19 protein-coding genes are annotated in these 23,820 nt (G+C 72.5%); 7 read left to right on the plus strand and 12 right to left on the minus strand.

The features are described 5' to 3' along the window. Nucleotides 1-7: 7 nt before the first annotated feature. A complete protein-coding gene (locus AB0K18_RS03855; protein ID WP_364909398.1) occupies nt 8-1,807 on the plus strand; it encodes a cytochrome c oxidase assembly protein in 1,800 nt (599 codons plus the stop codon). On the opposite strand, the gene AB0K18_RS03860 is transcribed toward AB0K18_RS03855, so the two are convergent. The 3 genes from AB0K18_RS03860 to AB0K18_RS03870 all read right to left on the minus strand — a co-directional run bounded on the left by AB0K18_RS03860 (nt 1,792) and on the right by AB0K18_RS03870 (nt 4,067). Then, the gene (locus AB0K18_RS03860; protein WP_364909400.1) at nt 1,792-2,022 is read right to left on the minus strand and encodes a hypothetical protein; all 231 of its coding nucleotides are present in this window, start codon (nt 2,020-2,022) and stop codon (nt 1,792-1,794) included. The genes AB0K18_RS03855 and AB0K18_RS03860 overlap by 16 nt on opposite strands. A gap of 53 nt (nt 2,023-2,075) precedes the next feature. Further along, the gene (locus AB0K18_RS03865) at nt 2,076-3,233 is read right to left on the minus strand and encodes an erythromycin esterase family protein (protein WP_364909403.1); all 1,158 of its coding nucleotides are present in this window, start codon (nt 3,231-3,233) and stop codon (nt 2,076-2,078) included. A 72-nt stretch (nt 3,234-3,305) separates the two neighbouring features. Continuing rightward, nucleotides 3,306-4,067: a helix-turn-helix domain-containing protein gene (locus AB0K18_RS03870; protein WP_364909406.1), complete on the minus strand. Its 762-nt coding sequence runs from the start codon at nt 4,065-4,067 to the stop codon at nt 3,306-3,308. Between the two features lie 144 nt (nt 4,068-4,211). Here AB0K18_RS03870 and AB0K18_RS03875 point away from each other — a divergent pair, with 144 nt between their 5' ends. Further along, nucleotides 4,212-4,973, plus strand: a complete 762-nt coding sequence (locus AB0K18_RS03875; RefSeq protein WP_364909408.1) for a class I SAM-dependent methyltransferase — start codon at nt 4,212-4,214, stop codon at nt 4,971-4,973. Nucleotides 4,974-4,980: 7 nt separating this feature from the next. Here the strand turns inward: AB0K18_RS03875 and AB0K18_RS03880 are convergent, their stop codons facing one another. The 7 genes from AB0K18_RS03880 to AB0K18_RS03910 all read right to left on the minus strand — a co-directional run bounded on the left by AB0K18_RS03880 (nt 4,981) and on the right by AB0K18_RS03910 (nt 14,626). Continuing rightward, nucleotides 4,981-6,732: a SpoIIE family protein phosphatase gene (locus AB0K18_RS03880; RefSeq protein ID WP_364909410.1), complete on the minus strand. Its 1,752-nt coding sequence runs from the start codon at nt 6,730-6,732 to the stop codon at nt 4,981-4,983. A gap of 104 nt (nt 6,733-6,836) precedes the next feature. Next, the gene (locus AB0K18_RS03885; protein ID WP_364909412.1) at nt 6,837-8,534 is read right to left on the minus strand and encodes a CBM35 domain-containing protein; all 1,698 of its coding nucleotides are present in this window, start codon (nt 8,532-8,534) and stop codon (nt 6,837-6,839) included. A 4-nt stretch (nt 8,535-8,538) separates the two neighbouring features. Next, nucleotides 8,539-10,452 carry a beta-L-arabinofuranosidase domain-containing protein gene (locus AB0K18_RS03890; protein ID WP_364909414.1) on the minus strand — a complete coding sequence of 638 codons (1,914 nt, stop codon included), beginning with the start codon at nt 10,450-10,452 and terminating at the stop codon, nt 8,539-8,541. 17 nt (nt 10,453-10,469) lie between these two features. After that, nucleotides 10,470-11,288 carry a carbohydrate ABC transporter permease gene (locus tag AB0K18_RS03895; RefSeq protein ID WP_364909416.1) on the minus strand — a complete coding sequence of 273 codons (819 nt, stop codon included), beginning with the start codon at nt 11,286-11,288 and terminating at the stop codon, nt 10,470-10,472. Beyond that, nucleotides 11,285-12,238, minus strand: a complete 954-nt coding sequence (locus AB0K18_RS03900) for a sugar ABC transporter permease (protein WP_364909419.1) — start codon at nt 12,236-12,238, stop codon at nt 11,285-11,287. Before AB0K18_RS03900 ends, AB0K18_RS03895 begins: the two co-directional genes overlap by 4 nt. A gap of 7 nt (nt 12,239-12,245) precedes the next feature. Next, on the minus strand, nt 12,246-13,520 hold the full coding sequence (locus tag AB0K18_RS03905; RefSeq protein WP_364909422.1) for an extracellular solute-binding protein: 1,275 nt from the start codon (nt 13,518-13,520) through the stop codon (nt 12,246-12,248). Between the two features lie 77 nt (nt 13,521-13,597). Continuing rightward, nucleotides 13,598-14,626 (minus strand): LacI family DNA-binding transcriptional regulator, encoded by a 1,029-nt coding sequence (locus AB0K18_RS03910; protein WP_364909425.1) that lies wholly within the window; start codon nt 14,624-14,626, stop codon nt 13,598-13,600. 358 nt (nt 14,627-14,984) lie between these two features. Between AB0K18_RS03910 and AB0K18_RS03915 the strand changes: the two genes are divergently transcribed. Beyond that, nucleotides 14,985-18,602 (plus strand): LamG-like jellyroll fold domain-containing protein, encoded by a 3,618-nt coding sequence (locus tag AB0K18_RS03915; protein WP_364909427.1) that lies wholly within the window; start codon nt 14,985-14,987, stop codon nt 18,600-18,602. Between the two features lie 58 nt (nt 18,603-18,660). Here AB0K18_RS03915 and AB0K18_RS03920 read toward each other — a convergent pair whose 3' ends face one another. Beyond that, entirely contained in the window at nt 18,661-19,266 is a 606-nt protein-coding gene (locus tag AB0K18_RS03920) for a TetR/AcrR family transcriptional regulator C-terminal ligand-binding domain-containing protein (protein WP_364909430.1), read from the minus strand. An 87-nt stretch (nt 19,267-19,353) separates the two neighbouring features. Between AB0K18_RS03920 and AB0K18_RS03925 the strand changes: the two genes are divergently transcribed. The 3 genes from AB0K18_RS03925 to AB0K18_RS03935 are packed head-to-tail and all read left to right on the plus strand — an operon-like array spanning nt 19,354 to nt 22,129. Beyond that, entirely contained in the window at nt 19,354-20,091 is a 738-nt protein-coding gene (locus AB0K18_RS03925; RefSeq protein ID WP_364909433.1) for an SDR family oxidoreductase, read from the plus strand. A gap of 29 nt (nt 20,092-20,120) precedes the next feature. Then, nucleotides 20,121-21,008 carry an SDR family oxidoreductase gene (locus AB0K18_RS03930; RefSeq protein ID WP_364909436.1) on the plus strand — a complete coding sequence of 296 codons (888 nt, stop codon included), beginning with the start codon at nt 20,121-20,123 and terminating at the stop codon, nt 21,006-21,008. Beyond that, complete coding sequence (locus AB0K18_RS03935; RefSeq protein WP_364909439.1) at nt 21,005-22,129, plus strand: PQQ-dependent sugar dehydrogenase; 1,125 nt, start codon at nt 21,005-21,007, stop codon at nt 22,127-22,129. Before AB0K18_RS03930 ends, AB0K18_RS03935 begins: the two co-directional genes overlap by 4 nt. Before the next feature lies 1 nt (nt 22,130). On the opposite strand, the gene AB0K18_RS03940 is transcribed toward AB0K18_RS03935, so the two are convergent. Then, nucleotides 22,131-22,850, minus strand: a complete 720-nt coding sequence (locus AB0K18_RS03940) for a GntR family transcriptional regulator (protein WP_364909442.1) — start codon at nt 22,848-22,850, stop codon at nt 22,131-22,133. A gap of 90 nt (nt 22,851-22,940) precedes the next feature. On the opposite strand from AB0K18_RS03940, the gene AB0K18_RS03945 reads away from it, so the two are divergent. Beyond that, nucleotides 22,941-23,819 (plus strand): carbon-nitrogen hydrolase family protein, encoded by an 879-nt coding sequence (locus tag AB0K18_RS03945; RefSeq protein ID WP_364909444.1) that lies wholly within the window; start codon nt 22,941-22,943, stop codon nt 23,817-23,819. The last annotated feature ends 1 nt before the right edge of the window (nt 23,820 follow it).

Here is a 23,820-nt window from a genome sequence, read left to right on the forward strand (position 1 = left end):
GTGCCTGATGACGGTTCATGCACGGTTCGATGCTCGGGCGGGGGCGCGGCTGAGCACCCGGTGGTATGCGAAGGCTTACGTCGTCGCCCTGGCCGGTGCAGGGACGCTGGTCCTGGTAGCGGCGTTGCGGTTCGGGGGCGGGGCCGGGGTGCCGCAGATCGCCGGGTTGCCGACCGCCGGGCCGGTCACCGAGTGGGGGTTGCCGCTGGCCCGGCTGGTGTACGAGGTGTGTGCGGCGGCTTGTGTGGGGACGTTGCTGGCGGCGTCCGTGCTGGCGCCGGCCGCGGCGCCCGAGCGGGAGTCGTGTCTGCGGGCCGCCGGGTGGTGGGCGCTCGCCTGGGCGTTCTCCTCTTTGGCGACCTATCTGCTCACCTTGTCCAGCTTCATTCCGATGCCGGTCGGCGAGCTGCTGGCCCAGCCGGACATGCTCGGGTTCGGCGCGGGGCTGCCGCAGACGCGGGCGCTGCTGCTGGTCGTGGCCATCACGTTCATGGTGGCGACCGCGACGATGGCGCCGCGCCTGCCGCGCCGGGTGCCGCTGGTGATCGCGACGGCGGGGCTGCTGCCTCCCGCGTACGTCGGCCACGCCGCCTCCGCCGGCGACCACGACCTCGCGGTGTCCGGGCTCATGGTGCACCTGGCGGCGATGGCGGTGTGGGCCGGCGGGCTGGGCGCGGTGCTGCTGCACTTCCGCCGCTCCGGCGACCTGCCGGTGGTGCTGCGGCGCTTCAGCGCGATCGCGCTGTGCTGCTTCGCCGCCGTCGCCTTCTCCGGCGCGGTCAGCGGCTGGGTACGGCTGGGCACGCCGTCCGACCTGTGGCAGAGCCCGTACGGGATGCTGCTCCTCGCGAAGGTCGCCACGCTGGCGGTGCTGGGGTGGTTCGGGTGGACGCATCGGCGGCGCACGGTCGCGGGCGTCGCCGACCGCAGCGTGCGCAGGACGTTCGTCCGGCTGGCGGCGGGCGAGCTGGTCGTGATGGCGGTGGCGATGGGGCTGGCGGTCGGCCTGGCCCGCACCCCGCCCCCGGCGGGCGGCGAGGCCGGCGCGCACGCCCATCCGGCGCTGGAGTACGCGCTCGCGCCCTTCTCCCCGGCCGCGCTGATCACCGAGATACGGCTGGACCCGCTGGTCGTGCTGCTGCTCGCGGTGCCCGCCGTCGCCTACCTGGCCGGCCTGCGCCGGGTCAGGGACTGGCCGCGGGCCCGCACGACCGCCTGGTACGCCGGGCTCGCCCTGGCCGCGCTGGTGCTGCTCGGCGGGGTGAGCGGGTACGCGCGGGCGATGCTGTCGGCGCAGGTGCTGCAGCACGTGGTGCTGGCGCTGGTCGTGCCGCTGCTGCTGGCCGCCGGGGCGCCGGTCACGCTGGCGGCGCGCTCCGACGCCCTCAGGAAACGGTTCGGCCCGCGCGTCGCCGTGAGCCTGGCCGTCGCCTGGCCCGCCATGGCACTGCTCCTGTACGGAACGGGCTGGCTGGCCTGGTCGATGACCGGTTACGCCGAGCACCTGGGCACCGAGCTGCTGTTCCTCGCCGTGGGCCTGGTGACGGCGTGGGCGCTGGTGGGCGCGGATCGGCCGGTGCTCCCGCCCGGGTGGCGGGGCCGGCTGGCGGCGGTGGCGGGCTTGACGTACGCGGGGGTGGGGGCGTACCTGCTGCTGGCGTCCCCCGTCGCGGCCCGCTGGTTCGCCCTGGCAAGACCCCACGACGCCCCCGACCTCATCACCGACCAGTACCTGGCGGGAGCGTTGCTCCTGGTCATCCCGCTGCTCACACTGGCGGCGCTGCGCAAGGCTCAGTCCGTCCAGTGAAACCAGGCGTCGAACACGGTGTACGGCGGAATGCTTAGGAACGTCTCCACCCGGAGCCCTGACGGCAGCGGCCGGCCGAAGTCCCGGCTGCCCGCGCCTGAAGGGCCCGAGCTGCGGACGGCCGGGTGGAAGATCGCCGCCAGCGGCGCGAGCCGGCACAGAGCGAGGGGGAGCCCTTCGGCGTGCGTCCAGCCGTCCCGCGAGCGGCGGGCCACGCACGCTCTCCTTCCTAGACAGATCTACATCGTAAAGGCGTCGGGGCCGGACGTCACATCTCTTGGGTGGTCTCCCTGATGAAGACGACGGCGTCGGCCGTGGCGAGGTGGGCGGGGTCGAGGGGGAAGTACGCGAAGTCGGGCGGGACGCGGGTGCTCATGCCGGGGAGGGTGGCGAGGCGGCCGGCGTCGAGGAGGGAGCGGTCCCAGGGGAGGGTGGCCATGCGGCCCTCCACGGTGTCGGGTGCGGGGGGTTCGCCGGCGACGGTGCCGAGGGCCGAGGCCAGGAAGGCGTAGCCGGAGCCGAGCCTGGTCTGCGTGATCGCGCCCGCGCTCGACCAGCGCAGCACGTCGTCGCCGAACGGCATGGTGGACTCGTTGCGCTGCAGGTGCAGGTTGTGGGAGAAGACCAGGGCGGGGCCGTGGCGCTCGGCGATGGCGCACAGGTTGTCCGCCATCATCACCGCGCGCAGGGCCGACAGCCTGGTCCAGCGGACGGGGGAGTCGTCGGCCAGCCAATAGTGGTAGCGCAGCAGGCCGGTGGCGGTGCGCGCGTACAGCTCGGCCTGCTCCCTGTCCTCGTCGCTCAGCCGCGGCTTCTGAGTCTCCAGCAGGGCGACCAGGTCGTCGGCGATCACCCGCAGCCGGACGGCCTCGGGGGAGCGGCCGATCGAGCGGGCGGGGTTCATCGCCGACTCCTCGTCCGACCAGCGCTCGTCGGCGCCGAGCAGCGCGTCGAGGGTCTCGCGGGTGCAGGGGTACGGCTCGCGCAGGAGGTCGTAGAGGCCGGTGAGCGCCTCGCGCGGGCTGTGCGCCCAGTATTCGAGCGGGCCGTCGAAGCCGAAGAAGCGCAGCTTCTCGTCATGCTCCTCGTTGTACGCCCGCATCCACCGCACCAGTTCCCTGTTGCCCGGCAGGCTGCCGAAGTCGTGGCTGAAGCCGTGCGCCATGACCTCGTCGAGGCTGCCCTTGCCGGTGGTGACGTGGTCGTTCACGATGCGGGCCTTGAGACAGTCGATCTCGAGCACGATCGCGCGGTAGCCGTCGTGCTCGACCAGGTGGGGGAAGAGCTCGTTGCGCAGGTCGCGCAGCTCCTTGACGCGGTGGGTGGCCTCGCCGAGCCCGAGCAGCCGGGGGCGGGCGGGCAGAGAGCCGAGAAACGCCGACAGGGCGGCGCCGTCGAGAGGGCGCGCGATGTCCTTGATGTCCATGCCTTCAACGGTATCGTTGAACCTTCGATGGAAATTTGGCGGAGTTTTACCAAGGAAGTTCCGGAAAAAGTCTCAACCGTACAGGTCAGGCCAGGCGACGTCGTCCACCGCCAGGAACGGCGCCGCCGCCACCGCCGCCGGGGTCATCCCGGTGAAGGCCATCACGTCCCGGTGCAGGTGCGACTGGTCGGCGTAGCCGCTGTCTGCGGCCACCGCGGCGGGGGCGTGACCGGCGGCCAGCCGGTGGGCGGCGTGGTCGAAGCGGATCAGCTGGGCCACCCGCTTGGGCGTGAGGCCCGCCTGCGCGCGGAAGCGCGACCACAGGCGCTTACGGCTCCAGCCGACCTCGGTGACGAGCGCTTCCACGCGGACCCGGCCCCGCCGGGCCACCATCTGCCGCCAGCAGTGGGCCACCTCGGCATCCACCGTCCTGCGGACGTCGTCCCGCCGCCTGACCAGCGCGTCCTCGGCGATCGTGAAGCGTTCCTCCCAGGTGGCGGCGGCGGTGAGGCGCTCCTGGAGGTGGACGGCCGCGCGCCCCCACAGGTCGTCGAGCGAGAGCACCGAGCCGCCCAGTTCCGACGACGCGCCCAGCAGTTCGTGGGCGAGCAGCGGCGACAGCCGCACCTGGAGGCAGGCCGTCTTCCTGGTCAGCCCCCGCCCCCTGATGCCCTTGGGCGCGAGCCCGGCCACGACGCGCTCGCTCTGCCGGGCGCCGTGGTCGTCCTCGATGACGAACGACGGCTCGCCCAGCTCGATGAGCACCGTCACCGCGGGGTGGGGCACCAGCGCGAGCTCGTGGTACTCGTTGGCCTGGTCGCTGAAGCCCGCCATCGTGACCCCCGGCAGGCGGCCCGGCCGCGAAGGGACCGTGATGTCCCATCGTGGTCCGCGAACCGGTCGCGCTGATCGCACGCCGACATGCTACGACGCCCCTTGCCCGCCTCTGCGGCCTGCCCGCGTGCCAGGATGCTCGGCATGTCGCAACGCGCCCTGAGCTTCGGCACGATCGCAGAAGCCTACGAACGGTACAGGCCCGGCTATCCCGACGAGCTGGCCCGCCTGGTCCTGGAGTACGCCGGCCGGCCGGTCACCAGCGCGCTGGAGATCGGCGCGGGCACCGGCAAGGCCACCCGCGTCCTCGCCCGGCACGGCGTCGCCGTCACCGCGACGGAGCCCGACCCCGCCATGCTGGCCGAGCTGCGCAAACACGTCCCGGAGAACGTCACGCCGGTGCGGGCCGCGTTCGAGGAGCTGCGGCCCGGCGCGACGTACCCGCTGGTGTTCGCGGCGGCGGCGCTGCACTGGACCGACCCGCGCGAGCGGTGGGCGCGCGTGGCCGCGCTGCTGGAGCCGGGCGGGGTGTTCGCCTCGTGCGGCGGGCCGCTGCTGCTCGCCGACCCCGCGGTGGCGGCGGCCGTGGCGGCGGCGCGGGAGCCGTACCTGGCCGACGACACCGTCCCGGCACCCGATGGGACGCCTCCCGAGGCCGCCATGCAGTGGCCGGGCAGCGAGCTGGAGCGGTCGGAGTGGTTCGGCGACGTGGAGCAGCACGTGATCGAGCGGCGTGTCGTGCTCGGCGCCCGCGACTACGCCGGCCACCTGTCGACCGTCTCGGCCTACCTGATGCTGCCGGACGAGCAGCGCGAGCAGGTGCTGGCCCGCATCCTGGAGGTGCTGCCCGCGACCGTGGAGATGACCGGCGACCTCATCGTCCACCTGGCCCGCCGCGTTCCATGACGGGCAGTCAGCGGCGGATCCGGGCGGCGAGCAGGGCGACGTCGTCCTCGGCGCCGTCGCCCACCATCGTCCGCACCACCGCGTCGCAGAAGTCCTCCAGCGGCAGCCGCGCGGCGGCGGCCAGCGCGGCGCCGAGCCGGTCGATGCCCGCCTCGATGTCGGCCTCCCTGGTCTCGATGAGGCCGTCGGTGTAGAGGACGATGCTGCTGCCCGGCGGCAGGTCCACGTCCAGCGAGTCGAACATGCCGAACCCGAGGCCGATCGGGGTGCCGGTGGGCGGGCGCGGGAAGGAGACGGTGCCGTCCGGGTGCACGACGGCGGGCGGCGGATGGCCCGCCGAGGCGAGCCTGCAACGCCCTGCGGCGGGGTCGTAGACGGCGTACAGGCAGGTCGCGCCGGCCGTGCCGAGGCGGGTGCCGCACGCGTCGGCGCTCTCGTCGGCCAGCCTGACCAGCATGTCGTCGAGGTGGTCGAGCAGCTCGCAGGGCGGCTGATCGACGTACGCGAGCGTGCGCACCGCCATCCGCAGCCGCCCCATGGTGGCCGCGGCGTGGATGCCGTGGCCGGTCACGTCGCCCACCACCAGCGCGATCCGGCCGTCGGGCAGCGGGATCGCGTCGTACCAGTCGCCGCCCACGTCGTGCACGTCGGACGGCATGTAGCGGGAGGCCAGCTCGACCTCGCGGGTGCCGGTCAGGCGCGGCGGCAGCATGTTGCGCTGCAACGCCAGGGCGGCCGTGCGCTCCAGGGTGTACTGGCGGGCGTTGTCCAGGCCGAGCGCCGTCCGCGCGCCCAGCCCTTCGGCGAGCGCGAGGTCGCTCTTGGTGAACGGCACCTTGTTGTCGGTACGGACGAACACCGCGACGCCCAGGATGTCGCCGCGCGCCTTGAGCGGCACGATGATCAGCGAGTGCATGCCGACGGCGTGGATGATCTCGGCGCGGTCGGGGTCCTGGTCCAGCCAGGTGCCCGGGGTGGTGACCAGGAACGGCTCGAAGTGGGAGCGGCCCGAGCCCAGCACCATGGTGAACGGCGACGACGGCGGCACGAACACCGCCTGGCCCCGCTCCCACAGCGACTCCGGCAGGCCGTCGTGGATGGAGGCCACGCCCGCCCGGTAGAAGGCGGGCACGCTGTCCTCCGTCGCCTCCAGCCGTTGCAGCGGCTCGGCGCCCGGCAGCACCGCCTCCGCCAGGTCCACGGTGACGTAGTCGGCCAGCGCGGGCACCGCCAGGTCGGCCAGTTCCTGGGCGGTGCGGCGGATGTCGAGCGTGCTGCCGATGCGGATGCTGGCCTCGTGCAGGAGGGTCAGGCGGTCGCGGGTGTGGCTGTGGCCGATGTCCAGCACCATCGAGCACAGGCCGACCGGGCGGCCGTCCGCGTCCTCCAGGCGGAAGAACGAGGTGGACAGCTTGTGCTCCGAGCGCCGGCCCGGCGACGTCCAATGCGCCTCACGGTCGATCTGCGGGACGCCGTCGGCGAGCACCTGCAGCATCGCCTGCCTGGCGCTGCGCGTGTCGAGGCCCGGCTCGGGGTCCGAGAGCCTGCGGCCGACCTGGTAGTAGGGGAACACGTGCTGCAACGCCCTGGCCGCCTCGTTACGCCAGACGCACCGCAGGTCCCGGTCCCAGATGGCGATCGCCATGGGGGTCCGCAGCAACATCGGCTCGAGAAAGGGCCGCACAGCGGCAAGCTCGTCGCCCACGTCGCTGGGCGATTCCGCCGGCTCCCCGCCGGGCCGGTTCACGGGTGTGCCCATGATGGACCCATTTCCACCCCATGCGCGGATATGCGGGATGACCTGCGCGGATGCGCCGCCGCACAGAGTCGCGTGAACCCGTGCGGCGGCGCGTCCGGCCGTGGTCAGGTGAGCTGGATGTAGTCCAGCTCGGCGTAACCCGTGCCGCCGGCGAAGTGCGGGGAGCCCTTGGCGAGGCGGATGACGTTGTAGCCGGCCCGCAACGTCACCGTCGTGCTGACGGTCGCCCCGAACTGGCCCCACGCCGCCGTCGGCGGGTAGCTGACCGTGCTCCACGCCCCGCCGTTGTACGCGAGCCCCTGCGTGGCGGTGGCCCCGGTCCCGTTGGCGTAGCCGATGGTCATCGTGTACGCCCGAGCGCTCGGCACGTTCACCACGAAGTCCACGTAACTGTCGGTACGCGGCGTGCCCGAGTTGTCGATGCGTCCCACGTACCCGCCGGCCGACGCGCTGGAGGAGGTCAGCCGCTGGGCGCGGAAGACGGAGGCGTTCTCGGCCTCGTACCGCTGCTGGAAGGCGGGCACGCCGGAGGCGGGCTCGACGAGCAGCTGGTACGCGCTGGTCGCGACCATGTTCGGCACGGACACGCTGAGCTGCCCGTTACTGACCGTCCTGGTCGTGGTGGAGACCGTGGCCGGCGCACCGACGGCGGTGAAGCGGCCGCTGGACGGCGTGGACAGCAGCGTGACCCGCACGCTGGAGCCCAGCGCGCCGAGCCCGGTCAGGTTGACGGTGTTGGTGCCGGACTCGTTGCCGAACACCACGTTGACGATCCTGCGCGTGGGGTCGTAGGCGGCGAACCCGTCGAGCCCGGACGAGGAGGTGGTGGTCGTGACCATGTTCCCGGCCATGTCGCCGTACCACTTGTACAGCCACCACGTGCCGGTCGGCTGGGAGTTGCCGGTGACCAGGCCGTTCATGGTGCCGTACTCGTACCAGAAGGCCCGGTGCGCCGACTCGGCGCCGCCGCGCTCCAGCTTGGCGACGTAGCCGGCGATGCGGCCGGGCACGTCCACCTCGGCGGGGGCGGCGTACTCGTTGATCGACAGGCGGCGCGGGCTGATGCCCAGCGACGCCTCCAGGTTGCGGTAGTCGGCGATGTCGGCCGCGATGCGGTCGGGGTTCTGCAGCTCGTGCCAGCAGATGATGTCGGGCAGCGTGCCGGTGTCGCGGGCGCGGGTCAGGAACGCCTGCATCCACGAGCGGTTGTAGGTGGCGGTGCTGGGGCCGACGATCGGGGTGAGCGTGTCGAGCGCCCGCACCGCCCGGTACGTCCGCACCCAGCCCTCGTTGAACGACCCGGCGGCGCTGGTGTTCCAGGTGTAGTCGGGCTCGTTCCACAGCTCCCAGCCCAGCACGTTGGTGACGGTGGTGGCCGCGAGCCGCGCCCTGACCATGGTGTTCACCTTGGCCAGCCAGTCGTCCCAGCTCACCCACCGGTAGGGGAAGTCGGGGTAGATGTCCGGCATGCGGATGTACTGGCCGGCGCCGACGCGGTCGGCCTGCGGGGCGATGAGCAGGGAGTCACCGCCGGGCGGCTGGCCGTTGGGCCGCTGGCCGACGCCGGGCGCGGGCTGGGTGAGTGAGTTGACCTTGATGGGGAGCAGGGTCGAGTCGGCGGGGCGGTTGTTCTCCGCCAGGCCGTAGAGGCCGCCTGAGGCGGCGTGGGTGACCGGGCGGAACGGGCGCGCGACGTCGACGGTGAGCGTCGCGCCGGCCGCCGCGGCCGGTGTGGCGCCGGTCACCACGGTGGCGGCCGTGGTGACCAGGGCTAACGCGATTGCGGTGAGCGTACGGGCCATGGGGTCAGGCTCCTTCCTGGGTTGGGGGGTGCGGGTCGGCGATGGGGAGGAAGATCCGCATGCTGGACGGTCCGCGCCGCGCCCAGGCGTGGTACGGGCGCAGCGGCACGTCGAACCAGTCGCCGCCGTCGCCGCTCAGCGGCCGGTCCCGGTAGGACCAGGCCTGGTCGGGCACGCCACGGGCCCGGCCGCGGACCACGGCGCCGCCGGGGACGGCGCGCGGCGCGGAGCCGGCGTCGATGGTGAGGGCGTCGAGGACGCCGGGCGAGGGCAGGTCGGCCGACTCCACGCAGAGCACCTCGGGCCCGCGCTCCACGGCGACGCAGCCGCGTACGGCGTCGATGCGCGGGTCGGGCCAGGTGAAGCGGGGCGTCACCGGCAGCTCCAGGACGATCTCGTCCCCGGCCGCGAAGGCCCGCCGCACCCGGGTCAGCCCCGGCGCGACCGTCGTGGTCCGCCCGCCCTCGGTGAGCGTGGCCCCGTCCGCCCAGCCGGGCACGCGCAGGGACAGCGTCCACGGCTCGTCGGGGCCGGCGACGACGCGCACGCGGACGGTGCCGTCGTCGGGGTAGGCGGTCTCGACGTCGAGGGCCACCGGACGGCCGCCGGGCAGCTCGGCGCGGATCTCGCCGGCGGCGTACTGGAGCAGCTGCAGCCCGTCGTCGTCGACCGTGGCGAGGTAGGTGTGCAGGCCGGCCAGGGTGCGGGCGACGTTCGTCGGGCAGCAGGACACGTCGAACCACGCGGCCCGCACGCCCGCCTCGGCCCGCGGGCTGACCTCGTCCGGGTCGGCGGGCCGTCCGGCGGCGCGCTGGTGCAGCGGGTTGGCGTAGAAGAAGGCCCGCCCGTCGGCGCTGGGCGAGGTGGCGACGACGTTGTAGAGCGTGCGCTCGATGAGGTCGGTGTAGCGGACGTCGCCGGTGGCGAGGTAGAGCCGCCAGGACACCATGATCGAGGCGACGCCGGCGCAGGTCTCGCAGTAGGCGCGGTCCGGCGGCAGCTCCCAGTCCTCGCCGAAGCCCTCGTCCTGGTGGCGCGAGCCCATGCCGCCGGTGACGTACGTGCGCCGCGACACCGAGCGCTCCCACTGCCGCCGCACGGCGTCGAGCAACCCGGAGTCGCGGGTCTCGACGGCGACGTCCACCGAAGCGGCGGCCAGATAGAGGGCCCGCACCGCGTGGCCGCGCCACACGTCCGCCTCGCGTACGGGAATGTCGTCCTGGAAGTAGGCGCGCCCGAGCGGGATGTCCTTCAGCCTGCCGTGGCCGCGCCGCTCGATGAACAGGCGGGCCTGCTCGACGTAGCGCGGCTCGCCGAGCGCGCGGCCGAACTCGGCCAGCCCGACCTCGATCTCCGGGTGCCCGCAGACGCCGTCGATCCCGCCGGGGCCGAACGTGCGGCACACGTGGTCGGCGGCCCGCCGGGCGACGCGGACCAGGTCGTCGTCGCCCGCGGTGCGCAGCCTGGCCACCGCGGCCTGCAGCAGGTGGCCGGTGTTGTAGAGCTCGTGGCCCATCTCCAGGTCGCTGTAGCGGGGCGGCCTGCCGGGATGGCCGAAGCAGGTGTTGAGGTAGCCGTCCGGGTCCTGGGCGCGGGCGACGCGGGCGGTCAGCCGCTTGATCGCCGACTCCGCCTCGGGGTCGCCCGACCTGGCGCTCTCCCAGGACAGCGCCTCCAGCAGCTTGTAGACCTCCGAGTCGGAGAACGACCAGCCGGGCCGGTCGGGGCCGGTGCTGCCGTCGGCGACCCGGTCGAAGTTGGCGAGCCAGCCGAGGCGCTCCATCCACGACTCGCAGTGGGCGAGCGTCGCCGTGGCGTTCACGGTCTGGCGGCCGCCCCAGAACCCGCCGGTGAGCGAGACCTGCGTGAGCCCGAGCGGGCGTACCCGGCCGTGCGAGGGCAGCACGGGGCTGGTCATACGGCGTTACCTTTCTTTCAGTCCTTGACGGCGCCCGCGGTGACCCCGGCGGCGATGTAACGCTGCGCGAGGACGAGGAGGAACGCCGCGGGCAGCGACGCGATCACGGCGGTCGCCATGATCGAGTTCCATTGCGTGGTGTTGTTGCCGATGTAGCGGAAGATGCCGAGCGTGATCGGGATGATGTCGCTGCTGCGGTTGAGCGTGGAGGCGAAGATGAAGTCCGACCACGCCCACAGGAACGCGAACAGCGACACGGTGATCACCGAGTTGCGGCTGAGCGGCAGCACGATCGAGCGGAACGACCGCCACGTGCTCGCCCCGTCGATCTGCGCCGCCGACAGCACCTCCTGCGGGATGCCCGCCATGAACGCGCGGAACAGCAGCACCCCGAACGGCACGGCCAGCGTCGAGTCGGCCACGATCAGCCCCCAGACGGTGTTGAGCAGCCCGAGCCGCAGGTAGATCGCATAGAAGCCCATGGCCATCACGACCGCGGGGATCATCTGTGCGGCCAGCAGCAGGAAGTCGAGCAGCCGGGTGCCGCGCGGGCGCAGCCTGGCCAGGGCGAACCCGGCCGGCAGCGACACCACCAGGGTCAGCACGACCGTGCCGAGGCCGATGAACAGGCTGGTCGCCAGGGCGGGCAGTTGCTGGCCGAGCGCGGCGGCGTACCCCTCGAAGGTGGGGTTCCACGGGAACCAGTGCGGCGGGTCGGCCCGCAGGTCCCGCGTCTTGGTGAGCGAGACGTTGACCATCCAGTAGACGGGGAAGAGCATCACGCCCGCCAGCACCACGCCGAGCGCCGTCTTCCAGCCGCTTCTGCGGGTCTTCATGCCGTTTCCTCCCTCTGCAGGCGCACGTGTACGAGGCCCGCGACGAAGGCGATGAGGATGAGCAGGTTGCCGACCGCCGCCGCGGGCGAGAAGTCGGGCTGTCCGGTGCCGAACGCCTCCCGGTACGACCAGATGGCCAGCGTCGTCGAGGCGTCGGCCGGACCGCCGCGCGTCATGATCCAGATGATGTCGACGACCTTCAGCGTGTAGATCAGCCCGAGCAGCAGCGTGATCAGCGTCACCGGCCGCAGCAGCGGGAACGTGATGCGGGTGAAGCGCTGCCACGGCCCCGCCCCGTCAAGGCCGGCGGCCTCGTACAGGTCGCCGGGGATGTTCTGCAGCCCGGCGTACAGGATGACCAGGTTGAACGGCACGCCCAGCCAGATGTTGGCGACGGTGACCGCGAGCAGCGCGGTGCCCGGCGAGGTCAGCCAGTTGATCTGGCCGATGCCGAACGCCTGCAGCGCCGCGTTCACGATGCCGTTGTCGCTGTTGAGCAGCCACGACCAGGTGGACGCCGAGACGATCAGCGGCAGCAGCCACGGCACCAGGAACAGCGCCCGCAGCACGCCGGACAGGCGGAAGTTGCGGTGGAAGAAGACCGCGAGCGCCAGCCCGATGAGGTACTGCGCGGCGATGGACGCCAGCGTGAACACGGCGGTGTTGCGCAGCGCCCGCAGGAAGGTGTCGTCGGAGAGGATGGCGCGGTAGTTCGCCAGGCCGGTGAACTCCGGATTCCCCTGGATGAACGCCCGCGGCGTGTAGTCGTGCAGGCTCAGGTCGATGTTGCGGTAGAGCGGATAGGCGTAGAAGACGATCAAGTAGATGATGAGCGGGGCGAGGAAGGCGGCCGCGGTCCACCGCCCGCTCCGCCGCCGGCGGGGAGCGGCGTGCTGGTGTCGCCCGCTCGCTTCCCGCACCGCGCCCGTTCGGGTGTGCAGCGAGGTCATGAGCCACTCAGCCGCCGGTCGCCTGCTTGGCCTGCGCCTGCGCCTGCTTGAGCGCGTCGGCCGGACTCGCCGAGCCGCTCAGCGCCTTCTGCACGCCGCTCCACAGCGCCTCGGAGATCTTCGGGTAGTCGGTGCCGAGGTTGTCGCTGGTACGTCCCTTCGCCGAGCGCACCGCGTCCACCCACGGCTTCAGGCTGGGCTCCGACTGCAGGATGCGCTGCTGCCCGTCGGCGGTGGAGGGGATGTAGTACGCGAACGTCGTGCCGGTCTCCACCAGGCCCTCGGGGGTGGTCATGCACTCGAGGATCTTCTTGGTGACGTCGTAGCGCTTGGTGTCCTTCTGCACCGGGACGGTGATGAACTCGCCGCCGGTCGGTGTGGGCGCGACGCCGCCGTCCTTGCCGGGGATCTGCACGATCCCGGTCGGGAACTCCGCCTTCTTCGCGCTGTCGATCTGCCAGGTGCCGTTCTCGGCGAAGGCGAACTCGCCGGTCAGGAACTCCTCCCAGGTGGTGTTCTGGGAGTTGCTGATGACCGAGTTGGGGGCGATGCCGCTCTTGACCCATGACGTCCACAGCTCCAGCGCCGCGACGGCCTGCGGCGAGTCGAGTGCGGTGAGCTGCGCGCCGGCGCCCCAGAACCAGGGCAGGAACTGGAAGGAGCCCTCCTCGGTGCCGATGCCGGCGAACGTGATCGGCTTCTTGCCCGCCTTCTCGACCTTCTTCAGCGCGGCGTCGAGCGAGGCCCAGTCCTTGATGGAGTCCGGATCCACGCCGGCCGCGTCGAGGATCTTCTTGTTGTAGTAGAGGGCGAGGGTGTTGGCGCCGATGGGGATGCCGTACGTCTGCCCGTCCAGCTCGCCCGCCGCGATGAGGTTCTTGTCGAAGCGGGAGGTGTCGAGGCCGAAGTCGGCCATCGTGGCCAGCATCCCGGCGTCCGCCAGCGTCGAGACGGCCGGGTTGTCGAGCAGGATCACGTCCGGTGCGTTGCCCTCCTGCCCCGCCAGCAGGGCCTGGTTGGTCAGCGCGGTCGTGTCGTAGGCGGTGCGCTCGATGGTGACGCCGGCCTCCTTGCCGCAGGCGTTCACCCGTCCGCCCCAGGCGGAGGACTTGTCGTGCTGCGGGTACGGGTCCCACCACGTGTACGCGCCCCCGCCGGAACTGCTCGCCGAATCCGTGCCGGGCCCGCCCTGAGGGGCGGACGCGCAGGCGGCGAGTGCGGACAGCGCCAGGACCGCGGTTCCGAAGACCGCCGCCCTCGCGGACACCGACGGACGGTTCATCGATTCCTCCAATGTTAACGCTCACATGTCTCACACGGTGAGCGTGCCGGACTGATGGGGGGTGGATGGACGGATGGCTAGGAAGCGTGCGGGCGCGGGGGAGCGGTGCTGCCCCGATCGGCCAGCTCGGGCGAGATGAAGCGCACCACGAACGGCTCCTTCCTGGCCGAAGCCGACTCCACGCGGCGCACGAGCTGGCGCACCGCCATGGAGCCGAGCCGGTCGGGCGCGCTCTCGATGAAGGAGTAGGGCAGCGAGAACGTCGCGGCGAACTCGGCGGAGTAGCGCCCGATGACCGACAGATCGCCGGGTACCCGCAGTCCACGCTCGTAGGTGACCGAGGGCAGCGCCGCCGCGGCCGCCTCGTTGTTGATCAGCAGTCCTGTCGCCGCCGGGTAGGCGTCGAGCAGGCCGTGCAGCAGCCGGCCCACGGCCGGTTGCCGGGACTCGCCGTAGACGGCGTGCAGGGTGAGGCCGAGCGTGCGGGCGCGCTCCAGTGCCGCGTCGCGCAGGCGCCAGACGTACGCGCCGCCCCGCTCCACCACGTGCTCGGGCTGCGAGATGAGGATCAGCTCGCGGTGGCCGAGCCGGTGCAGGTGGTCCACCATGACCCGGCCGGCCTCCTCGAAGTCGAGGTCGAACACGTCGAGGCCCGAGCAGTCGCCCGGCAGCCCGACCAGCGCGCCCGGCTGCGGGGCGGCGCGCAGGATGGGCAGCCGGGCGTCGTCCTCGGCGATGTTCATCAGCACGACGCCGTCGACCATGCGCGAGTCGGTGACCCGCCGCAGCGCCCGCACGCCGTCGGCCTCGGTGACCAGCAGCGTGTCGTAGCCCAGGTCGCGGGCGGTGTTGGTGACGCCCAGGATGTACTGCATCATCGCGGGCGCGAACTCGTCCTCGTGGAACTGGGCGAGCAGACCGAGGACCTTGGTCTGGGCGGTGGCGAGGGCGCGGGCGCCCGCGTTCGGCGTGTACGCCAGCGCCTCGGCGGCGGCCAGCACGCGCCGGCGCACCTCCTCCGAGATGGGCCGCTTGCCCGACAGCGCGTACGACGCCGTGCTGCGGCTCACCCCGGCCTCCCGGGCCACGTCTCCGATCGTCGCCACTCTCACCTCCGTATTCATCGAACCGGTTCGACGGTCGCGTTGCACTGCTCCCTCGCATCGTCGCTCCGATGTCGCCTTCCTTGGAGCTCCAGGGCGGGGGGCACCGTGACGGTGACCGCCGGTGGGCACCGGAGGCGGCGAACCGGTTCGAACGATGTGGCTCGACTGTTGCTCCGCCGCACGGCGGACGTCAAGGAGGAACGAGGGCGGCGATACCGAATTGTGACATGTCGGAAACGGGGAGCCGTGCCCATTGACGGGTGAGGGCGGGGCTGCGTAACGTACCGGCAACCCTGCGGTCGCGTTGCGCTGAAGCTCCCTCGGCTCTGTTAGCGCTCACATCCCCAGGGACGTACGCATGCCATTCCCGCGCCTGACCGCTACTCGCCGGAGGGCGGTGCTCGCCGCGCTGCTCCCGGCCGCCCTCGCCCTCCCGTTAACCGCCACCCCCTCGACCGCGGCCGCCGTCCCGGAACCCGTGCTCGCTTACCAGTTCGACGCCGACGACGTCACCACCGGCGCCGTCACCGACTCCTCGGGCAACGGCCTGGACGGCGAGCTGGTCAACGCCGGCACCGCCGAGCTGGTGGACGGCGCCTCAGGCGGGCACGCGCTCAGCCTGCCCGGCGGCGCCCCCACCTCGGACGGCGCCTACGTCAAGCTGCCCCTGGACGCGATCAAGGGCAGGACCGACCTGACCGTGTCCGCCCGCGTCAAGTGGGACGGCACCACCGCCCCCTGGCAGTGGATCTACGCCCTCGGGAAGGACAACTCCCGCTACCTGTTCAGTACCCCGTACAACGGGGACGGGCGGCTGCGCACCGCGGTCACGACCGCAGGCGGCGGCGGGGAGGCGCAGGTCACCGGCTACGCGCCGCTCCCGGCGAACGCCTGGAAGACGCTGACCGTCACCCTCGACACGGCGGCCGGGCGCGTCACCAGCTACCTCGACGGCGCCGCGGTCGCCTCCGCCCCCACCACGATCACGGCGAGCCGGTTGGTGGACGCCGCCACCACCTCGGCCGGCTTCATCGGCCGCTCCTTCTACCCCGACCCGCTGTTCGACGGCGCCGTCGACGACTTCCGGATCTACGGCGCCGCGCTCACCGCCGAGCAGGTCGCCGCGCTGGCCGGACCGCCGCCCGAGCCGGGCGAGCCGAGCACGGACGCCTTCGACGTGCGCACGGTCATCGGCAAGGCGCCCGCGCTGCCGCCCGCCGTCCGCGCCGCCTACTCCGACGGCTACGACCGCGACGTCCCCATCACCTGGCAGCCCGTGGACCCGGACGACTACGCCGCCGCCGGCACGTTCACCGTCACCGGCGCCGCCGGGGGCCGGCCCGTCACCGCGTCGGTCACCGTGATTCGCGAGGGCCAGCTCGTCATCGACCTCGCCAAGGACACCGGCGCCTTCCACGGCGGCGCGTCCGGCACGCTCTACGGCCTGTACGGACCCGGCGTCCCGACGAACAACCTCATCGAGGGCATGAAGCTGCGCACGGTCTCCACCAAGGCGCAGGACGGGCCGCAGCATCCCGGCGCCGACGCCCTGGAGGTGGTCAAGCCGCTGGCCGACAGCACCGGCGGCGACGTGTACATCTACATGACCGACATCCACCGCGGCTTCCCCTACCAGTGGCCGGGCGACACGCCACAGGAGAAGCTCGCGACGTACCGGGAGAAGATCGCGGGGCAGGTCGACCAGGTGCTCACGCTCGACCCGGAGTACCGCGAGCACGTGGTGTTCGTGCCGTTCAACGAGCCCGAGGGCAACATGTTCGGCACCGGCGAGTGGAGCTACAACGGCGTCAGCTGGCTGAGCGACCCTACCGACTATTTCCGGACGTGGGATGACTTCTACCGGCTGATCAAGGGTAAGCTGCCCTCGGCGCGCATCGCCGGCCCGAACACCAGCGTGCTCTACTCCCAGGTCAAGGGCTTCCTGGAGCACACCGTCGAGGCCGGGACCGTGCCCGACGTGATGACCTGGCACGAGCTCAGCCACCCCGAGCAGGTGCGCTCCAGCGTCAAGCGCTACCGCGAGATGGAGGCCGAGGTCTTCGCGGGCACCGCGCACGAGGGCAGGAAGCTACCGATCAACATCAACGAGTACGCCTTCAACTACCACACCTCGGTGCCCGGCCAGATGATCCAGTGGATCTCCGCCATCGAGGAGTCGAAGGTGGACGCCGACATCGCGTACTGGAACATCGACGGCAACCTCAGCGACTCGGCCGTGCAGGCGAACCGCGGCAACGGCCAGTGGTGGCTGCTGCACGCCTACGGGCAGATGAGCGGGCACACCGTCGCGGTCACGCCGCCGTACCCCGGCCAGAACTACACGCTGCAGGGCGTCGCGACGCTGGACACCGGCAAGCGGCAGGCCCGCGCGATCGTCGGCGGCGCGAGCAGCGCCGGGCACATCCGCTTCGAGCACGTGCCGGAGCAGGTTTTCGGGCGCAAGGTGCACGCGTGGATCAAGGAGATCCCCTGGACCGGGCAGATCGGCGACTCGCCGCAGCCGCGCGTCGTCGCCGAGCGCGACCTGACCGTCTCCGGCGGGGCCGTGGCGCTCGACTTCGGCTCCGGTGACCTGCCCAGGCTGGCGGAGTCGTCGGCGTACGAGATCGTGCTGACCCCGGCGGGGACCGGCACGCTGACCGCGCCCGCGCCGCAGCGGTGGGAGGGCTCGTACGAGGCCGAGGACGCCCGCTACACCGGCTCCGGCTACACCCGCAACGGGCCCGAGGGCTCGCCGTCGGACGTGTCGAAGTTCTACACCTCGGGCGGCTACGACGTCGGCGGGCTGCGCACCGGCTCCGACGGCGTGCTCGACTTCACCGTCGAGGTGCCCGAGACCGGCGACTACGACCTGAGCGTGTTCGCCAACTCCCTCAACACCTACGACCTCGTGCGCGAGCAGGGCCCCACGAACGTCTTCGTGCGCGTGGACGGGGGAGCGGAGCAGGAGGTGTTCCTGCCGCTCGGGTACAAGTGGGTGGTCTGGGACCACGCCGACACCACCGTACGGCTCACCGCCGGCCGGCACGTCATCTCGCTGGCCGCGCGCAGCCTCGACGGGAAGCGGGCCACCAAGGGCGACGCGATCGTGGACCGGATCGTGCTGCGGCTGCCGAACCCGGCGGCGGCGACGGCCGTCTACGAGGCCGAGCTGACCGATGCGCGGACGGTCTATGACATCAAGGGCGCCAAAGTGTCCGGCTCGGGCGGCGCGTCTCTCGGCAAGGGCGAGCCGGCGACGTTCTGGGTGTACTCGGCGCGCGACGCCGCCTCCGTCCTGGACCTCAAGGTGCTCTCCGGCACGGCGAAGCTGGCCGTGAACGGGGTCGAGGTGGTGGGCAACGCCACGCGCGGCCATGCCACCGCCACGGTGTCGCTGTCGGGCGGCGTCAACAAGGTCACGGTGACCGGCCGCTCGGGCAAGGCGGTCATCGACCGGCTCGACGTGCGGCCGGGGACGCTGCCGGAGACCGCGTACCAGGCCGAGTCGGCCCGGCTCGCCGGCACCGCCAAGGCCGCCCCGCTCACCCTGGCCGACGGCGGGTCCGCGGTCACCGGCGTCGGCGGGCCGCCCGGCAACGGCAACACGCTCACCTTCACCGTGCGGGCCGACGCGGCGGGCACGTACGCGATGCGGGTCCGCTACTCCAACCCGGAGCAGTCGCCCGCCACCCACTACAACCCCGACCCGCTGGCCCGCCACGCCGACATCAGCGTCAACGGCGGCACGGCGCGGCGGGTGTCGTTCCCGCACACCTTCCACGAGAACAACTTCTGGGAGCTGACCGTCCCGGTGCAGCTGAAGAAGGGGGTCAACACGATCGGCTTCGCGAGCGAGGAGCTGCCGAACTTCGACGGCGAGACGTACGCCTCGGACACCTTCCCCGGCGTGCTGCTGCGCTCGCAGTTCGCGCCGATCATCGACAAGATCACCGTCGCGCGCTACAGCCGCTGACACCCCTCCTCTGAAGGACCGCCCGCTGAAGGACCGCCCGCACCCCGCGGGCGGTCCTTCACGTCGTGCGCGGGGCCGCGCCGTAGAGGGCGTGGTCCACCAGGCGCTCGACGATCGAGGTGTCGAAGTCGACCTTGAGCACCAGCAGCCGGTGGTAGCAGGCGCCCCAGAGCTGGTCGACGATGACGTGCAGGTCGGCGTCCGCGCGCAGCTGGCCCTGGCGCTGGGCGATGCGCAGGCGCTCGACGGCGAGGTCGCGCCGGGGGACGGCGTAGCTCTGCGACCAGGCGCGGGCGAGGTCGGCGTCGAGCTGGGCGGCCCCGACGAGCTGCGACACCGGCCCCTCGGCGCCCGACTCCTTCAGCCACCGCACGAACGCGCCGAGCTGCGTGATCAGGTCGGCGCGGAGGTCGCCGGTGTCGGGGAAGTCGAGCAGCGCCCTGCTGTGCGTGAAGTACGCCTCGGCGGCCAGCGCTCCCGGCGACGGCCACCACTTGTAGAGGGTCGTCTTGCTGGAGCCCGCCTCGGCCGCGACCCGCTCGAACGTGACCGCCTGCATGCCGTCGCGCAGCAGGATGCGCCCCGCCGCCTCCAGCACGGCGGCGCGCACCTCGGCGGCGGGCCGGCGGCCCCGGCCCCGTCGTACGGCTGCGCTCTCGGACATCGGCACCTCACTTATGGACGGAATGTTCATTTAACTGTTATCGTTGAAATGAACGAACAGTCCATATCGTAGCGGAAGGCATCCAGCATGTCCGACAAGATCCAGCGAGTCGCCCTCATCACCGGCGCGTCCGGCGGCATCGGCCGGGCGAGCGCAGAACGCCTGGCCGCCGACGGCTTCTCCATCGTCGTGCACTACGCGGGCGGCAAGGACCGCGCCGAGCAGACCGCACAGGCCGTGCGGGACGCCGGCGGCAGGGCCGTCGTCGCGGCCGGCGACATCGCCGACGAGGACGCGATGGCGGAGGCGTTCGACCTCGCCGAGCGCGAGTTCGGCGGCGTCGACGTGCTCGTCCACGCCGCCGGCATCATGCCGACCGCGCCCATCGCGGAGACCCCGCTCGACACCTTCGACCGCATCCAGCGCGTCAACGTGCGCGGCACGTTCGTGGTGGACCGGCTCGCCGCCCGCCGCCTGCGCGCCGGCGGCGCGATCATCAACCTGTCCTCCTCGCTCACCCGGCTGCAGACGCCGGCCTACGGCGCGTACGCCGCGTCGAAGGGCGCCGTCGAGGCGATGACGCTCATCCTCGCCCGCGAGCTGCGCGGCCGCGACATCACCGTCAACGCCGTCGCGCCTGGCCCGACCGCCACGCCGCTGTTCTTCGCCGGCAAGAGCCAGGAGACCATCGACCGCCTCGCCTCGCTCAACCCGATGGGCCGCCTCGGCGAGCCCGCCGACGCCGCCGAGGTGATCGCCTTCCTCGCCGGGCCGGGCCGCTGGGTGAACGGCCAGGTCCTCTACGTCAACGGCGGCGCCGCCTGAGCCCGGCGCGCCGGAAAGGAGCCCCCACCATGTCCGTCGTGCTCATCACCGGATCGTCCACCGGCATCGGCCGCCTGACCGCCGAGACCCTCGCCGCGGCCGGCCACACCGTCTACGCCACCATGCGCGACCCCGAGGGCCGCGACGCCGCCGCCGTGGCCGAGCTGACGAGGCGCGCCCGCGACCGGGGTCACGACCTGCGGGTCGTCGCCCTCGACGTCACCTCGCAGACCTCCGCCGACGCGGCCGTGCGCACCGTGCTGGACGAGGCGGGCGAGCTGGACGTCGTCGTGCACAACGCCGGCCACCTGTTCATCGGGTACGCCGAGGCGTTCACCGACGACGACGTGGCCCACCTGTTCGACGTCAACACGATCGGGGCGCAGCGGGTCAACCGCGCGGCGCTGCCGCACCTGCGCGAGCGCCGCTCGGGGACGCTCGTGTACGTCAGCAGCACCAGCCTCGTCACCACCCCGCCGTTCCTCGGCCCGTACGTGGCCTCGAAGGCGGCCTTCGACGCGCTGGCCGTGGTGACGTCGTACGAGGTGTCGCAGTTCGGCATCGAGACCTCGATCGTCATGCCCGGCGCGATCACCCGGGGCACCGGCCACTTCGCCAACGCCTCCAGGGCGAGCGACCGGCAGGTGAGCGCCCAGTACGCCGAGCTGGACCCGCTCGTCGAGCGCACCCACGAGGCGCACGAGCTGCTGTTCGAGGCGGGGACGACCGCCGACCCGCAGGACGTGGCCGACGAGATCCGCCGCATCCTCGCCCTGCCCGCCGGCCGCCGCCCGTTCCGCTCGGTGGTGGACGCCGCACGGGCCGGGGTGGACCACGTCATGGCCCTCAGCGACCTCACCCGCGAAGCCTTCGTCCGCCGCCTCGGCTTCGCAGAAACCCTGGAGCTGAAGCGATGACCGCCCGCACCGTTACGGCGGCCGTGGTCGCGGTGCTGGTGGCGGGGGCCTGCTCGGCGGCGCCCGCACCCGCTCCGGTGGCGGACCCGTCCCGGCTGGTGGTGACCTTACCGGCGGGCCCGGTGGCGACTTTAGGCGAGCCGGTCGAGCTGACCACCGGTCTGGAGGCGCCGTGGGGCCTGACGTTCCTGCCCGACGGCTCGGCGCTGGTGTCGGAGCGCATCAGCGGCCGCATCCTGCGCATCCCCGCCGCCGGCGGCGCGGCCCGCGAGGTGGGCGTCGTGCCCGGCGTGCACGCAAGCTCCGAGGGCGGTCTGCTCGGCATCGTCGCCTCACCGGGCTTCGCCACCGACCGCACCGTCTACGCCTCCGTCTCAGGTCAGGACGCCAACCGCATCGTCGCCCTCACCATCGCCGCCGGCCACGACGCGCTCAGCGTGGACCGGGTGCTGCTCGACGGCATCCAGACCGCCGACAGGCACCACGGCGGCCGCCTCGTGATCGGCCCCGACGGCCACCTGTGGATCGGGACGGGCGACGCGTTCGAGCCCGAGAACGCCGCCACCCCCGGCTCGCTCAACGGCAAGATCCTCCGCATCGCCCTCGACGGCTCCATCCCTGCGGACAACCCGGCCCGCTCACCCATCTACTCCAGCGGCCACCGCAACGTGCAGGGCATCGCGTTCGGCCCCGACGGCACCGCGTACGCCTCCGAGCTGGGCCATCGCACCTGGGACGAGGTGAACGTGCTGCGCGCGGGCGCCGACTACGGCTGGCCGGAGACCGAGGGCACGGAAGGCTCGACCGGCGTCCCCCCGATCGCCACCCTCCACCCCGACGACGCCAGCCCCTCGGGCGTCGCGTACGCGGAAGGCTCGCTCTGGATCGGCGCGCTCGGCGGCCGGCGCCTGTGGCAGCTCCCGGTCACCGCCGGCACCGCCACCTCCGGCCCCATCGCCCACTTCCACGGCGACTACGGCCGCATCCGCACGGTCGAGGTCGCCCCCGACGGCGCCCTGTGGCTCGTCACCTCCAACACCGACCACGCGACCTGGGGCGGCACCGACCCCCGCCCAGGCGACGACCGCGTGCTCAGGGTCGAGGTCCAGGAAGGCCGCTGACTCAGCGGAGCAGGCCGACGAACATCGTGCGGTGCAGGACCTCCACGTGGGCCCTGGCCACGCGGACCGCCTCCACCGCGTCGCCCCGTTCCAGCGCCGTCACCAGCGCGGCGTGCTCCTTGTTCGACTCGCGCAGGTAGTCCAGGGGATAGGGCAGGTAGTAGCGGTAGAGGCGGCGCAGCACAGGCCCGTAGTGCGCCGTCGCCGACTCCACGCCCGACGCCGCCGCGAGCGCGAGGTGGAAGCGTTCGTCGCAGGTGTGGAAGTCGGCCCAGCCCGCCGCCTGGTCCATCTCTGTGACCAGGGCCTTCAGTTCGGCCAGCCGCTCGGCGGTGACGGCGGTCGCGGCCAGGTGGGTCAGGCCGCACTCCAGCAGCAGGCGCTGGTCGATGAGCCGGTGCACCTCGGCCGCGGCCGTACGGTAGGCCGCGGTCTCGGCCACCTTCCCGATGGCCGGCTCGTCGGCGACCATGGTGCCGCCCGAGCGGCCGCGGCGGCGTACCAGGACGCCTTCCTCGCACAGTGCGGTGAGCGCGCGCCGCACGGTGATCTCCCCGACGTCCAGTGCGCGGGCGACGTCGGCGGTGGGGGGCAGGCGCTCGCCGGGCTTGAGCAGCCCGAGGTCGACGGCCAGGGCGATGCGGGCGCGCACGGTGTCGAGCGCGGTGAGCCGCCGCAGTCCCTCCAGGGCCTCCGAGTTGAGCGCGGTCAGGGTGTCCATGGCTCACCACCGTACGTTGCTTAAAAAGCTCAATATGAGCTATTTTGGGGCACCACCGCACAGATGTGCTGGTCAGAAGGCAGGTGGACGATGCCCAGGCCCCTCCCCGTCGCGCTCGCGCAGAGCGAGCCGCTGCCCGCGGGCGCGCCCGTGTCGCGGTTCGCCGCGCATGTGGAGGACGTCCTGGCGAACTTCCCCCGCACCCAAATGGTGATGTTTCCGGAGCTGCACCTATTCGGCACCCGGGTCCGCCCGGCCGAACGCGACGCCGAGCTGGCCGCCACGGCGCAGCCCCTCGACGGCCCCCTGGTCAGGCAGCTGACCGAGCTGGCCGGTGACCTCGGCGTCTGGCTGCTGCCCGGCACGATCTGCGAGCGCGGCGACGGCGGCGCGCTGCACAACACCGCTCTGGTGCTCTCCCCCGAGGGCGAGCTGACGGCCTGCTACCGCAAGGTCTTCCCCTGGCGGCCGTACGAGCCGTACCTGCCGGGCGACCGCTTCGTCGTCTGCGACCTGCCGGGCGCCGGCCGCGTCGGCCTGTCCATCTGCTACGACGCCTGGTTCCCCGAGGTGGCCAGGCACCTGGCCTGGATGGGCGCCGAGGTGATCGTCAACCCCGTGATGACCACCACCGCCGACCGCGCGCAGGAGCTCGTGCTGGCCCGCGCCAACGCGATCGTCAATCAGGTGTACGTGGTCTCCGTCAACACCGCCGCCCCCACCGGCACGGGACGCAGCCTCGTCGTGGACCCGGAAGGCCGGGTCAGGGCCGAGGCGGGGGAGGCGGCCACCGTGCTGACCGACGTGCTCGACCTCGACGACGTCACCCGCGTCCGCCGCCACGGCACCGCCGGGCTCAACCGCGTCTGGTCGCAGTTCACCGACGCCGACCGGCCCATCGACCTGCCCCTCTACCAGGGGCGTATCGACCCCGGCCGGTGGAGGCCGGCCGGCGCACCCCCGGAGTGAC

This window comes from Nonomuraea sp. NPDC049421 (genome assembly GCF_040677005.1).
GTDB lineage: Bacteria > Actinomycetota > Actinomycetes > Streptosporangiales > Streptosporangiaceae > Nonomuraea > Nonomuraea salmonea.

Excerpts from the sequence above, each read along its gene's own strand:
- AB0K18_RS03870 (WP_364909406.1), bottom strand. The coding sequence starts at position 4,067 with ATGGCGGGCTTCAGCGACCAGGCCAACGAGTACCACGAGCTCGCGCTG.
- AB0K18_RS03895 (WP_364909416.1), bottom strand. The coding sequence starts at position 11,288 with ATGAAGACCCGCAGAAGCGGCTGGAAGACGGCGCTCGGCGTGGTGCTG.
- AB0K18_RS03890 (WP_364909414.1), bottom strand. The coding sequence starts at position 10,452 with ATGACCAGCCCCGTGCTGCCCTCGCACGGCCGGGTACGCCCGCTCGGG.
- AB0K18_RS03925 (WP_364909433.1), top strand. The coding sequence starts at position 19,354 with ATGTCCGACAAGATCCAGCGAGTCGCCCTCATCACCGGCGCGTCCGGC.
- AB0K18_RS03920 (WP_364909430.1), bottom strand. The coding sequence starts at position 19,266 with ATGTCCGAGAGCGCAGCCGTACGACGGGGCCGGGGCCGCCGGCCCGCC.
- AB0K18_RS03945 (WP_364909444.1), top strand. The coding sequence starts at position 22,941 with ATGCCCAGGCCCCTCCCCGTCGCGCTCGCGCAGAGCGAGCCGCTGCCC.
- AB0K18_RS03935 (WP_364909439.1), top strand. The coding sequence starts at position 21,005 with ATGACCGCCCGCACCGTTACGGCGGCCGTGGTCGCGGTGCTGGTGGCG.
- AB0K18_RS03900 (WP_364909419.1), bottom strand. The coding sequence starts at position 12,238 with ATGACCTCGCTGCACACCCGAACGGGCGCGGTGCGGGAAGCGAGCGGG.
- AB0K18_RS03885 (WP_364909412.1), bottom strand. The coding sequence starts at position 8,534 with ATGGCCCGTACGCTCACCGCAATCGCGTTAGCCCTGGTCACCACGGCC.
- AB0K18_RS03930 (WP_364909436.1), top strand. The coding sequence starts at position 20,121 with ATGTCCGTCGTGCTCATCACCGGATCGTCCACCGGCATCGGCCGCCTG.
- AB0K18_RS03880 (WP_364909410.1), bottom strand. The coding sequence starts at position 6,732 with ATGGGCACACCCGTGAACCGGCCCGGCGGGGAGCCGGCGGAATCGCCC.
- AB0K18_RS03915 (WP_364909427.1), top strand. The coding sequence starts at position 14,985 with ATGCCATTCCCGCGCCTGACCGCTACTCGCCGGAGGGCGGTGCTCGCC.
- AB0K18_RS03940 (WP_364909442.1), bottom strand. The coding sequence starts at position 22,850 with ATGGACACCCTGACCGCGCTCAACTCGGAGGCCCTGGAGGGACTGCGG.
- AB0K18_RS03855 (WP_364909398.1), top strand. The coding sequence starts at position 8 with ATGACGGTTCATGCACGGTTCGATGCTCGGGCGGGGGCGCGGCTGAGC.
- AB0K18_RS03865 (WP_364909403.1), bottom strand. The coding sequence starts at position 3,233 with ATGGACATCAAGGACATCGCGCGCCCTCTCGACGGCGCCGCCCTGTCG.
- AB0K18_RS03905 (WP_364909422.1), bottom strand. The coding sequence starts at position 13,520 with ATGAACCGTCCGTCGGTGTCCGCGAGGGCGGCGGTCTTCGGAACCGCG.
- AB0K18_RS03875 (WP_364909408.1), top strand. The coding sequence starts at position 4,212 with ATGTCGCAACGCGCCCTGAGCTTCGGCACGATCGCAGAAGCCTACGAA.